This window comes from Vibrio sp. SCSIO 43135, assembly GCF_023716665.1.
GTDB lineage: Bacteria > Pseudomonadota > Gammaproteobacteria > Enterobacterales > Vibrionaceae > Vibrio > Vibrio paucivorans.
Genome location: NZ_CP071859.1, coordinates 3,136,764 through 3,149,290 on the forward strand (window position 1 = coordinate 3,136,764; position 12,527 = coordinate 3,149,290).

The window sequence follows — 12,527 nt, forward strand, 5'->3', positions numbered from 1 at the left end:
TTTCTGATATATCGACTCTAGTTGTATAAGTCAGGAAATTTAATATGTCGTTCAAAAATAAACACTATCAACCAGAGAGCTTGTCAGAAAAAGCTGCTCTACTGGTCACTCGACTTCTTAAAAAAACACTCAACCTTTTCTACGGTAAACACCTTGCCAAAAGAGCCATGTTGCTGGAAACCATTGCAGCTGTCCCTGGGATGGTGGCTGGGGTCAGTAACCACCTCAAGGCTCTGCGCAGGATGAAAGATGATGGCGGCTGGATAAAGGAGCTGTTAGACGAAGCAGACAACGAGCGAATGCACCTAATGATTTTCCTCGATGTCACTCATCCTTCTATATTTGAGCGCATCATGGTGATGTCGCTGCAATTCATCTTCCTGATCATATACGGTTTTATTTACTTAGTTTCTTCTAAGACCGCGCATCGTATTGTTGGTTATTTTGAGGAAGAAGCGTGTAACAGTTATTCCGAATACATATCGAAGATTCAAGATGGAACCCTCCCCAACCAGCCTGCACCACAGATTGCGATTAACTACTACCAACTACCAAGCGATGCCAGTTTCTTAGATGTACTTGAAAGAATCAGAGACGATGAAGCTGAACACCGCGATAAAAACCACGAATTTGCTGATTCCTATAAAAACAAACAACTTCCCGCTCACCAAAGCTAGCGACCAAAATAACAAGAGCCAGCATTGCGCTGGCTCTTTTGAACAAATATGAAGGCTGATTAGCTACACTCGCTGCCCAGCTGCGAAGCCTGAACTCCAGCACCACTGGAAGTTGTAGCCCCCTAGCCAGCCTGTTACATCCATCACCTCACCAATGAAGTACAAGCCCGCTACCGATTTGCATTCCATCGTCTTCGACGAAATCGTGTCAGTATCAACACCGCCCAAGGTTACCTCTGCCGTTCGGTAGCCTTCAGTGCCATTAGGTACTATCTGCCACTGTTCTAACGTGCTGACAATAGCGCTCAGTTCTTTGGGATTATATTGTTTAAGAGGCTTGTCTGAGATCTCTTTACGCTCAATCAGAACTTCGACCAGTCGCTTAGGTAACACTTTGGCTAGCGTGTTCTTCATGCTTTGGTTAGGGTGCTTCTCACGCGAGGCTTCTAGTAGCTGCTTAACGTCCGCTTCTGGGACTAAGTTAATCGTTACCTTCTGACCTGCTTTCCAGAATGATGAGATCTGCAGCACAGACGGCCCTGAAAGGCCACGATGCGTAAACAGCAAAGCTTCTTTAAATACCGTTCCATCTTCCGCTGTGATTTCCGCCGGTATCGCAATGCCAGATAACTCAGCAAAATCTTCTTTGTCTTGCTTGTGCAATGTAAACGGCACTAAGCCAGCCGTCGTAGGCACAACAGGTAGCCCGAATTGCTCTGCAATTTTATAACCAAATGGCGTCGCACCAAGCTTAGGCATGGATAACCCCCCCGTTGCCACCACCAACGACTCGCATTCAATCACGTCTGTATCAAGGTGCAGTGAGAAGCCGGATTCTGTTTTCTCTATATGGTGTACATCGGTTTTATAACGCTGTGAGATGTTGGGCATTTCACACTCTTTCAGCAACATCGACACGATGTCTTTTGCCGAATCGAGGCAGAACAACTGGCCATGGTCACGCTCTTCAAACTCGATGCCATATTTGCTGACCATAGAAATGAAATCCCAGTTGGTATACTGAGACAACGCCGATTTAACAAAGTGAGGGTTACGACATAAGTAATTATTCGCCGACACGTCATAATTGGTGAAATTACAACGACCACCGCCTGAGATAAGGATTTTTCGTCCTGGTTTCTTTGCGTTATCAACCACCAGCACTCGGCGCCCTCGCATACCAGCTTGGGCAGCGCACATTAAACCTGCAGCGCCTGCACCAATAATAACGACATCAAACTTGTTACTCATGACAGTGTCTACTCGAACTATTGCAATAAAAAAGGATGTGCGAAAGCGCACATCCTTACTAACTTTGGCCGCTATTCTAACGGCAATTCAGCACAATGCCAATCTAGGGTTACACCATGAAGGCGGCAAGTAACGTAACAGCAAGTAGCCCAGAAGAGAGAATGAAGAGCTCACGGACTCTATCGCATTTACCAGTAAACACTGGGTCGTGGTGGTGATGGTACTCTTTACTCTTAAGATAGTGGAACAGCCGCACTTGTTTAGTGACATTACCATGAGTAGTAAAGAATCCGCCGCCATCCACTTGCTGATAAAGCAAAGGATGCGCTTCACGCATGATGTAAATAAGTGAGCGTAGCGCCGTTAGATAGCGCGCCATGTTGACACAGGTAACCAGCATCAACGCTAGTAGAATGGTATCTCCACTGATCATCTTCTCCTCCCTACACCTTCTAACTGTGCCCGAGAGAAAAAGACGATCAATTAAGAGGTCTTTTCGCTGAAATTACTCAGCTGGGGCATCCATGATAGAAGATGAACCTTCTTTTGCCAGTGCTGCTAGGTCTTTGTCGATAAAGAACAGCGCTTTGCCGTCTTCGCCTACTAAGTCTAGCTTGTCTAAAATCCCTTTAAACAACTTCTCTTCTTCGTGCTGTTCAGCAACGTACCACTGCAGGAAGTTGAATGTAGAGTAATCTTGGGTAGTGAAAGCAACGTGAGCCAGCTTGTTGATTTTTTGCGTAATCATCTGCTCATGCTCGTAAGTTAAACGGAATACTTCACCAAGGCTGCCAAATTCATGCTGCGGGGCTTCAATTGCACCTAGAATTGGCATCGCACCTGTTTCACTTACGTAAGTGAAAAGACGCTGCATGTGCTCCATTTCTTCCACTGCATGAGTACGAAGAAACTCGGCTGCGCCTTCAAAACCTTTGTCTTCACACCAAGCACTCATTTGTAAGTATAGATTGGATGAGAAAAATTCGAGATTAATTTGCTCATTCAATTGATCAACCATAGCTTGAGGCAACATTTTCGACTCCTAATGACTCTATCTAGTTGTATTTACTATATCAGTTTTCATAACCATAACATCTTGCGCAGTGAATGTGGATCTGAGATCGCTGCTGCAAATTTATTCTCCTCCCGATGCTAAATTGTAGATAGACCCTTACAAGGAGATAGCATCATGAGTTATCAACATATTTTGGTTGCCGTCGATCTTTCTGAAGACAGCAAAGTGTTAGTGGATAAAGCCGTGGCGCTCGCTAAACCATTGAACGCCGAAATATCCTTTATTCATATCGATGTGAACTACGCAGAGCTCTACACTGGCTTAATTGACATCAACCTTGCAGAAACCCAGCACCAAGCGATGGAAGCGTCGCAGAAGCAGTTACAAGCCTTTGCCGACCATGCTCAATACCCAGTGAAACACACCCTAGTGGGAAGCGGCGATCTTGGCAGTGAGCTGTGCGACACCATTAAAGAGTTCAATATCGACTTGGTTGTATGTGGGCATCATCAAGACTTTTGGAGCAAGCTTCTGTCTTCGACCAGGCAACTGATCAATTGCTCTCCAGTAGATATGCTGGTGGTACCACTCAAAGACTGACTCTAGCGTCAAACTCGGTTAGACTGCAGGCACTTATTGATAATGAATATTAGTCATGTTTTATCTATCTGCAGTCACCCTACTTTGGGCATTCTCATTTAGCTTGATCGGCGTTTACCTCGCCGGTCAGGTCGATTCATGGTTTTCGGTTTGGATCCGTGTCGCTTTAGCCAGCGTAGTGTTTCTACCGTTCCTTAAATTCCGTGGTGTTGAAAAGTCATTGATCGCCAAGTTAATGGTCATTGGTGGTTTTCAACTGGGCTTAATGTACTGTTTCTACTATCAGTCTTTCCTTCTTCTATCAGTACCAGAAGTCCTACTATTTACGGTATTTACTCCTATATACGTCACTCTAATCTATGACTTACTCAAAGGACGTTTTTCTCCTTGGTATCTCGTTACCGCAGCCATTGCAGTTGCTGGTGCAGCGTTCATCAAGTTTGATGGTATCAATGAGAATTTCATCTTAGGCTTTTTGGTCGTGCAGGGTGCCAACCTATGTTTTGCCATTGGTCAGGTTGGTTACAAGTACGTTATGGAGCAATCGCCAGTCGAACTACCACAACACACGGTCTTCGGTTACTTCTACTTGGGAGCTTTGTGTGTTGCGACAGTGGCATTTGCGTTGATGGGTAATATCGACAAACTGCCTACTACCCAGCTGCAATGGGGCATTTTGATCTACCTAGGCTTGATCGCCTCAGGATTGGGGTACTTTGCTTGGAATAAAGGCGCATGCCTTGTCAACGCTGGCGCACTCGCGGTGATGAACAATGTGCTGGTACCTGCCGGTTTGCTGGTCAACATTGTTATCTGGAATAGAGATGTCGATTTAGTACGCCTGTCGATTGGTGGCGCCATTATTGCGCTATCTCTGTGGGTGAATGAAACTTGGGTTAAGCGCCGCGTCGCGCAGCAATACCAACAAGCCTAATCCATTTCAAATAGCAAAGCGCCCGCAATACTGCGGGCGTTTTTATATTCGTTTTATTCTGACTTAATGGGTTCTAATGAACTTGTGAGTGTGTACTCACTTCCACTGGTGTGCTACTTAGCGTTGCTAATTGGCCATTCACTTGAGCGAACTTACCTTCTAGCTTTTGATGCTTCTTAAGTAGTTTCTGTTGCTTCTTAAGCACCTTGCTGAGCTTCTTGTGATATTTCTTCTGCTTCTTGAGTGCTTTGCTGGCTTTCTTCAATGCTTTCTTCGATGTTTTCTCACTGGGTGCAGTATCCACCACTTCAACCTCTACGCTAGGCAAGACAGCAGATGCAACCTGTTCTAGTTTAGTTTCTTGGTTGTCCGATAAAGCCTCAGCGAGCAAGCCACATTGGCGTTGTTGCTCAATCGGTTTATCTTGGCAAGATTTTGGTGGGATGGCAGCAGGTTTACACAACGAGCTTTTACTCGCAGAAGAACGAGCGCATGAACGACAAACATATTTCGGCTCCGTCACCAGTTGGTGTATCTCGCCTAAATTACTCGCAATGTCATGTCGATTAAGCTTACAAAATCGTTTAGCCATACTACTCACCAAGCTAAGAATAAAAATGATTCTTAGTTAGATATACCTTTAGCTCAGCAAGTAAGCAAGCAGAAAATGGTGTACTTTTGTCAGTTAAACGTTAAGTCATTGATGCGATTACATACACATCAAAGCGATTTTTTTTAGTTTCTATCGCCATCGTCGGCTTTTGCTGATCCAACCATTGAGCGTAGTCTGGACGCTTCACCACTACCCGTTTGGTCGCTAACGCCATTGCGGGTTGCAGTAGTGCGTCGGCATCGTTGTCGGCCCCAACCAAGGATTGGAAAACACGCATCTCCTTTTTCACCAAGGCAGACTTTTTCTTGTTTTCTGGATGAGGATACATAGGGTCAAGGTAGACTACATCAGGCTTGGCGAAGGTTCCATCCTCTGCAAGTTTATCTAACGCATCATGGCTGGACGCATGGATAAGTGAAAGCCTTTCCGTAACCCATACACCGATTTCAGGGTCTTGCTTGGCACGTTGTAAGCCATCATCCAGTAAGGCTGCTACCACTGGGTGCCTTTCAACCATTTGCACACGACACCCCAAAGACGCCAGTACAAAGGCATCTCGCCCTAACCCAGCCGTACCATCTAAAATGGTTGGCGTCGCACCTTTATTTAGCCCAGCAGCTTTAGCAATCGCCTGGCCTTTACCACCACCAAATTTACGCCTGTGACCAACTGCGCCGCCGATAAGGTCTACATAGATCGCCCCCTGCTTGGGCTCGTCGAGCTTACGTAACTCTAGCCGTTGGTCAGTCAGTACCAATGCAAATAAGCTGTCAGTGTCGTGAACTAACCCCCATCGCTCCGCTATCTCGTCTAGCTGTTGGGTTTGACTTGGGTTTTCACAAATCAGTTGTAGATGCAACGTAGGCTCCAGATAAGGTGTATCGGTCGTAAGTGAGCAGCAGTTTACCTAACTTTAGCTTCGACGACTATTGGATTGAAAACACGGAGTTATCGCTATGATTCGTATCGCGCAACTCATTAGATTGACTTACAGCGAACTAAGCCCTGCTAGCTTCCCCCTCCAACTCGGCCACCAGCTCCGCCAACGGTTTGGGCTTACCGATGATATAACCTTGAGCATAGTTCACCCCAAGCTCTTGCAACTTATCAATGATCTGGGTGTTCTCTACAAACTCAGCGACGGTTTTCTTACCCATTTGCTGAGCTAAGTCGTTAATTGCTCGCACCATGATGTAGTCCATTTCATTGACATCAATATCGCGAACGAAAATTCCGTCGATTTTCACCACATCAACTGGCAGCTTTTTCAAGTAACCGAAAGAAGATAAGCCTGAACCAAAATCATCCAACGCAATCACACACCCCAACTGCTTGAGTTGAGTAAACAACTCAATAGCTTGGTTCATGTTACTCATTGCTGCTGTTTCAGTGATTTCTAAACATATCTTCTCACACGGCACCGGGCTGGTTTCTAGGGTATGCAGCAGGAAGCGGATAAACTCCCGGTTGCCCATCGAATGCCCAGATAAATTAATTGAACATCGGCTTAGCTGCTCTAGTGAGTTAGGGTTCGCCTCAAGCCAATGAAGAGTCTTAGTTACGACTTGTTTATCGATCAGATGAGCAATGTTGTATCGCTCTGATGCTGGCATAAATATCCCGGGAGAAATGTATTCACCTTTAGGGTTACGAATACGTACGAGTATCTCAAAGTGCATATTGGCTTGCTGCTCAGACAGGTCGAGGATGCGCTGAGCAAACAGTTCAATGCGGTCATGAGCTAATGCATCGTGGACAAGGTTAACGCTTTCCATTTCACGCTCTCGGCGCTGCAAATCCGCATCATCGGGGCAATATAAGTTGAAACGGTTACGCCCCTCTTCTTTGGCAGCATGACAAGCGGTGTCAGCTTGAGCATGAACCATTTGCGGTGAAGAAGCGGTATGGTCTATCAACCGAATACCAATTGAACAAGTTAGGTTTAGGCGAATATCATCCCACAGGAACGCTTGCTCACTGAGTGTAGTAATGATCTGTTTCGCCAACCTTACCGCGTCGTTCTCGGTGCAGTCTTTCAACAATATCGAGAACTCATCGCCCCCCATTCGAGCCAGCAAAGCCTTATACGGCAGTATCTCTTCCAGCATACTGGCACAGAACTGAATCGCCGCATCGCCCGCTTCATGGCCAGCAGTATCATTAAGAACCTTGAGTTGATCCATATCGAGATACAGCATGGCATGAGTGCGCATATGGCTCTGCGTTTCTTTCAGTGCTTTGTCTAGCTCCAACTCAAAGTAGTTACGGTTGTAGGTATCGGTGAGCAAGTCGTAACGTGCTTGATATTCCAGTTGTGCTTCAAGCTTTCTGTTTTGCGATACATCTTCGCCAACAATTAAGATGCTTCCCGATTCAACCATAGGACGGATGTTTTCCCTCACCCACACAGCATGCCCATCATGATGGCGATACTCTATTTCACGACGCCATACACCTTTCATCACCTGTTTTGGCTGCAGCAGAACCTGCCTAGGTTCGATAGATTCTTTATGGGTATAAAACTCTTTAAGTTTTCGTCCTAACAGATCACCAGAGCGATGACCCAGTAGTTGCTCGGCGAACCGGTTAACTTGCTGGATACGATTGTACTCATCGAGTGTAATCATCATTACTGGCTGCTGATCGTAGTAGTGACTAAGCTTAGCTTCACGCTGAAACAGTTTATCTTCAGTAATTTTTCTAGAGGTGATGTCCCGCGCTTCAAACAGGTACTGATGCTCTCGATCGCTCTTTATCTGCATTTGCTTGAGTGTAATCTCAAGCACCATAGAACCCTGTTCTCGATGCCAGAACTCACCTTCAAACTGGCTGACACTGGCACTATCATTGTTGTCTGGATTGAAGAATGCTTCGATCTGCTCTGAAGAGTCGCGATGCCAATGTTTATGCTGCCAAATAGGTTTATTCAATTGATAATGCTTGTCGTAAAGCAGTTCCTGCAGTTTGCTGTTGTTCGACTGAATACGTCCAAACTGATCTAGGATGCCAATATACTGATAGGTCTGGTCGAATACCGACTCCAGTAATACCTGGCTGTTAATCGCCGCTTGCTGGCTGACTTTAAGTTTTCGTAAGTAATAGACAAGGAAGAAAATAATCGCGCTGAAAATTGAGATGATTGCCGCAAGCCATTTGAGCTCTTGTTGGTAACGTTCAGCGAAAGTCTTAGGCTTATTGAACAACACTGCATCGGCAACATTATCGACACCGAGTCCCCAGTGCTCCAAAGCTTGATAGTCCAACTTAATTTCAGGGGTACCGACTTTCACTTTCGGTAGCGGTTTATCGGGGTTATTCAACGCTTTTATCAGAACTTGCGCGGTTTCTCGTCCTTGCTGCTTACCACTTTGAATCACCCCACCGACAGCGCCGTTGCCCAACCCTAGGTCATGAACCATATAAACGGGTGCTGATGCGTACTCATTGAACGACTGCCATACTTTATCGTTCACTACCCATCCGTTCTCATCTCGGTAATAAACCCAGAATAAAACACTTTCCTCACTATCAATCTGACCTACCCACGTTTTCAGCTGTTGGTAGGTAGTGGGCGTGTAGTTTTCAATCAGCGATTGGTAACTAGGATGAGAATTAAGAAACTTGGTTACTTGTTGGCGCACTGCTTTGCCAGTCACCGAATGGTCGCTTACTACGTAGACTTTCTTAACATTCGGCTGCAGTTTTTTAATTAGGGTGATGTTACTCAGGATATCTGTGTCTTCATTGACACCGGTCGCTTTAAGCCCAGCATGTAAAGCTGGTTGGTAGTCGTTGATACCACCAAATACCACCAGCGTATCGCCTAATTGTGGAGCCAGCCGCTTCATCAAATCTAAGGCGTTATTGTCACTCACAACCACAGCGCGATATTGCTCTTGCTCAAATTTGGTTTTGTACAGCTGGTACAGTTGTTCTAAGTACTCAGGGCTCTGTAGCCTTTTGGTATCTAAGTAGACAACTCGAGTAGAAACATCTTGCTCTGATAGCACATTTTCAAGTCCTTTCTGAAACGCATCAGTCCAGAAAAAGCCTTGGTGATAGGAGTGAACAACGAGCACATCCTTTTCTTGAGCGAAACCACTGAAGCTAATCAAGCTAGCGAATAATATAAAAATAAAGCGCAAAGGATGTTTCTCGTTGTTGAGTATGGGTAATAGAATCGATAGTGATGATAAATTATACTCGCTCCATCCCCAAATTTCTGATTCGAAATTGTCTAAGGACACACAATGCAAAGCGCCACGACAAAACTAGACACGCTAGATAAAGCCATTCTCAAGACGCTCATGGAAGATGCCCGTAAACCCTACGCAGAAATGGCCAAACAGTTTGAGGTAAGCCCTGCCACCATTCACGTTCGAATCGAAAAGATGAAAGCGGCTGAGATAATTCAAGGAACCGAGGTCATCGTTGATACCAAAAAGCTTGGCTATGACGTGTGTTGCTTCATTGGCATTAATTTGAACGCAGCGCGCGATTACCATTCTGCACTAGAAAAACTCAATGCTTTAGAGGAAGTGGTTGAAGCCTACTACACCACTGGTGCGTACAATATCTTCGTGAAACTGATGTGCCGTTCGATTGAAGAGCTGCAGTATGTACTGATTGATAAGTTGCAAGCCATCGATGAGGTACAGTCGACCGAGACTCTTATCTCGCTACAAAACCCGATCAACCGTAACGTGAATCCATAAAAAAGGCTCATTATAGCAATGAGCCCTTTTCAAAATTGTTTTAAGACGAAACGGTTCGACTAACGTTCTAAGTACGCTTTCAGTTCTTCAGCTGAAATCCCCTGCTCGGCTAGCTGCTTAGCCATCAACTCAACTTGTTCGTCTTTTCTGGCTTCAATCACCTGCTGAAATTGAAATACGATATCACGAAGCATATGAATAGGTACTTGCTTGGCTGCGCTACGAATACGCTCACCACTTTGGTTCCCTAACTCGTTCAGTAGCTTGCCGAACATTACCTTCTCAGGTGAGTCTTCAAGCTGCTCCAAAACGCGAGCCATTTCATAAGTCGTTATTGCCATTACAGGTGTGATTCCAATTAGTTAACTTGTTAGTGAACGGTAAATATACACCTGTTTTAACAGTAGGAAAACACTCTTTACCTTGATTTACGCCATCGCCTGCTGATGCCAACGCTTACCTGCTTTAGAAAACAGGATAATCAAAGCCGGTGCCACTAACCACATTTGCAGAGTAATCATCAACTGCGGTTCTAAACCAGTACGTTGCATGATTCCCACTACTAGGCCCGAACCACTCATTTGAAACAAACCAAGCAGTGCAGCGGCTGTTCCCGCTTTGTCTCCAAAAGGAGCTAACGCCTTGCCCGCGGCAGAGCCAAGTATCCAAGCAAAACCGACCGACGAAATGAAAATTGGCAGCATGAACGCAAATGCGGTTGGAGTATTGGCTAATAGCAACATGATAACACCCGCCAGCAGTAGCATGACTACACCAACAATCAGAGACAGACGTGTTCCAAACTTATCCATGAACTTCGGAGCGCTCATACATGCGGCAATGTTGATCACCGCGTTAACTCCGAACCAGAAGGTAAACTCATTCATAGTTAGCCCTAGGTTTTCCATCAACACAACTGGTGCGGAAGTTACATAAGCTAGGATGACCGCCATCGCCAACATACACATCGACGCATGGAATAAGAATGAAGGTGTCTTCAATACCGACCAGTAGCGTTCAAACTTAAACACCGCTTGCTTTTCGGTTGCGGGATTAGTTTCTTTCATAGAAGTCAGCATCAACAGGCCAATCACTAGCGCGAAGATTGCCATAAAGCTGAAGTTGCTTCGCCAGCCAAATTGCTGAGTTAGCCAGCTACCTAATATCGGAGCCAATGCTGGGATAAAACAAATCGCACCATTCAAGTAACTGATCATCTTGCCACTTTTCTGTGGACCGAAAATGTCGCGAACTGTTGCAAAAGCTGCTACTGATGTCGCGCACGCACCTAAGCCTTGTAGCAGCCTAGCCATTAACATCCACTCAATGCTTTGAGCTGCCCACGCCAAGCAAGCACTCAAGCCATAGATGCCAATTCCCGCCAATGCAACAGTTCGACGTCCGAGTTTATCTGCCAGTGGGCCAGCAAACAGTTGGCCTACACCCATGGCAAATAGGAACCATGTAATAGTGTCTTGTGCTAGAGCGTGTTCCACGTGAAACGCCTGAGAAATTTGGGGTAACGCAGGCAAGTAAATATCAATAGCTAATGGGCTAAACAGTACCAACAAAGTCAGTAACATCATTTGCAACTTGCTGTTTGGCATTACGCTCGTATTCGACACAAGAAACTCCTATAAACTTTACTTCAATGGCGCTCATCTTAGAGAAACTATGATATGAATGAAAATGGCGTATACTCATTACCATTATTCCATTTTGGAAAATCACAATGAATATCGAAAAGCTGGCCCGTATAGACCTCAACCTATTGGTGTGCCTCAATGTTTTGATTGAAGAACTCAGCGTTACTCGTACCGCGCACCGTTTATGCTTAAGTCAATCTGCCGTGAGTAAATCATTGGCAAAGCTGCGTGAGCAGTTTGATGATCCATTGTTTATTCGCACCTCTCACGGTTTAAAAGCCACACCTAAATCTCTGTTTTTAAAACCAAAGCTTGAAGTGTTGGTTAATCAGCTTGAGCTAATTACTCAACCTGAAGAGTTCTCCCCGAGCTCTAGTGAATATCGCTTTCACATCGCAGCAGTAGAAAGTGTGTACCCACTAATACTGCCTCACTTTTTGCCAGCTATTTTTCAACATGGCCCAAATCTAAACATCTCAACACACCCGTGGACTGACCAAACCTTTAAAAGGCTTCAATTGGGAGAATTAGATTTAGGTATCACCGGGCGAGATATCGATATAAATGACGCGAAGCTAACTATGCTCCCTCCCGATGATATTTGTGAGCAGGAGATCTATCGAGATACTCAAATGTGTGTAGTCAGAAAAGACCACCCAGTTCTAAGCGGCAATTGGACGCTCGATACCTACCTTTCGATGCGTCATGTTCAAGTACGCTGCGACGGTAATGACCGTTGGCTACTCGATTATCGTTTGGCCGATATTGGCGTTGAACGAGACATCGCTATTACAGTGCCGGATTTCAATAGCGCGGCGAGCCTATGCACCTACACCGACTTTGTGTTCACTGCACCTAGCCACTTTACCCACTTAGTCGCGAAACAGATGGACTTAGTCGTGCTCCCTCTACCAATGGAATTTCCGCCAATGGCCTACACCCTTTTCTGGCATCTAGACAGAGAGAATGACCCAGCACTGACCTGGCTAAGAAATATTATTAAGCAAAAAACTCTTCACCTCAGATAATTTGCAGGCTGACGGTAAAAGGAGTAGCTTATTCGTCTACCGTTCTTA

Annotated in this window: 13 protein-coding genes; 5 read left to right on the forward strand and 8 right to left on the reverse strand. The window is 45.4% G+C overall.

Annotated elements, in window-relative coordinates; all coding sequences use genetic code 11:
• The first annotated feature begins 44 nt into the window (after window positions 1–44).
• A complete protein-coding gene (locus J4N42_RS14085; RefSeq protein ID WP_252028838.1) occupies window positions 45–677 on the forward strand; it encodes an alternative oxidase in 633 nt (210 codons plus the stop codon).
• A gap of 63 nt (window positions 678–740) precedes the next feature.
• Here the strand turns inward: J4N42_RS14085 and J4N42_RS14090 are convergent, their stop codons facing one another.
• The 3 genes from J4N42_RS14090 to ftnA form a co-directional block, all read right to left on the reverse strand.
• Window positions 741–1,928: a BaiN/RdsA family NAD(P)/FAD-dependent oxidoreductase gene (locus tag J4N42_RS14090; RefSeq protein ID WP_252028840.1), complete on the reverse strand. Its 1,188-nt coding sequence runs from the start codon at window positions 1,926–1,928 to the stop codon at window positions 741–743.
• Between the two features lie 109 nt (window positions 1,929–2,037).
• Window positions 2,038–2,361, reverse strand: a complete 324-nt coding sequence (uspB, locus tag J4N42_RS14095) for a universal stress protein UspB (protein ID WP_252028841.1) — start codon at window positions 2,359–2,361, stop codon at window positions 2,038–2,040.
• Between the two features lie 72 nt (window positions 2,362–2,433).
• Entirely contained in the window at window positions 2,434–2,961 is a 528-nt protein-coding gene (ftnA, locus tag J4N42_RS14100; protein ID WP_252028843.1) for a non-heme ferritin, read from the reverse strand.
• A 156-nt stretch (window positions 2,962–3,117) separates the two neighbouring features.
• Between ftnA and uspA the strand changes: the two genes are divergently transcribed.
• Window positions 3,118–3,543, forward strand: coding sequence for a universal stress protein UspA (gene uspA, locus J4N42_RS14105; protein ID WP_252028844.1), 426 nt, complete (start codon window positions 3,118–3,120; stop codon window positions 3,541–3,543).
• A 55-nt stretch (window positions 3,544–3,598) separates the two neighbouring features.
• A complete protein-coding gene (locus J4N42_RS14110) occupies window positions 3,599–4,477 on the forward strand; it encodes a carboxylate/amino acid/amine transporter (RefSeq protein ID WP_252028845.1) in 879 nt (292 codons plus the stop codon).
• Between the two features lie 73 nt (window positions 4,478–4,550).
• Here the strand turns inward: J4N42_RS14110 and J4N42_RS14115 are convergent, their stop codons facing one another.
• The 3 genes from J4N42_RS14115 to J4N42_RS14125 form a co-directional block, all read right to left on the reverse strand.
• Complete coding sequence (locus tag J4N42_RS14115; protein WP_252028847.1) at window positions 4,551–5,069, reverse strand: hypothetical protein; 519 nt, start codon at window positions 5,067–5,069, stop codon at window positions 4,551–4,553.
• Window positions 5,070–5,169: 100 nt separating this feature from the next.
• Entirely contained in the window at window positions 5,170–5,949 is a 780-nt protein-coding gene (locus tag J4N42_RS14120; protein ID WP_252028849.1) for a class I SAM-dependent methyltransferase, read from the reverse strand.
• Window positions 5,950–6,088: 139 nt separating this feature from the next.
• Window positions 6,089–9,235 (reverse strand): EAL domain-containing protein, encoded by a 3,147-nt coding sequence (locus J4N42_RS14125; RefSeq protein WP_252028850.1) that lies wholly within the window; start codon window positions 9,233–9,235, stop codon window positions 6,089–6,091.
• A 105-nt stretch (window positions 9,236–9,340) separates the two neighbouring features.
• Here J4N42_RS14125 and asnC point away from each other — a divergent pair, with 105 nt between their 5' ends.
• The gene (asnC, locus tag J4N42_RS14130; protein ID WP_252028852.1) at window positions 9,341–9,805 is read left to right on the forward strand and encodes a transcriptional regulator AsnC; all 465 of its coding nucleotides are present in this window, start codon (window positions 9,341–9,343) and stop codon (window positions 9,803–9,805) included.
• Between the two features lie 59 nt (window positions 9,806–9,864).
• Here the strand turns inward: asnC and tsrA are convergent, their stop codons facing one another.
• Window positions 9,865–10,146 (reverse strand): H-NS-like global regulator TsrA, encoded by a 282-nt coding sequence (gene tsrA / locus J4N42_RS14135; RefSeq protein ID WP_252028854.1) that lies wholly within the window; start codon window positions 10,144–10,146, stop codon window positions 9,865–9,867.
• A gap of 87 nt (window positions 10,147–10,233) precedes the next feature.
• Entirely contained in the window at window positions 10,234–11,412 is a 1,179-nt protein-coding gene (locus J4N42_RS14140) for a multidrug effflux MFS transporter (protein WP_252030850.1), read from the reverse strand.
• A 125-nt stretch (window positions 11,413–11,537) separates the two neighbouring features.
• On the opposite strand from J4N42_RS14140, the gene J4N42_RS14145 reads away from it, so the two are divergent.
• Window positions 11,538–12,479, forward strand: coding sequence for a LysR family transcriptional regulator (locus J4N42_RS14145; RefSeq protein WP_252028855.1), 942 nt, complete (start codon window positions 11,538–11,540; stop codon window positions 12,477–12,479).
• Window positions 12,480–12,527 lie beyond the last annotated feature (48 nt).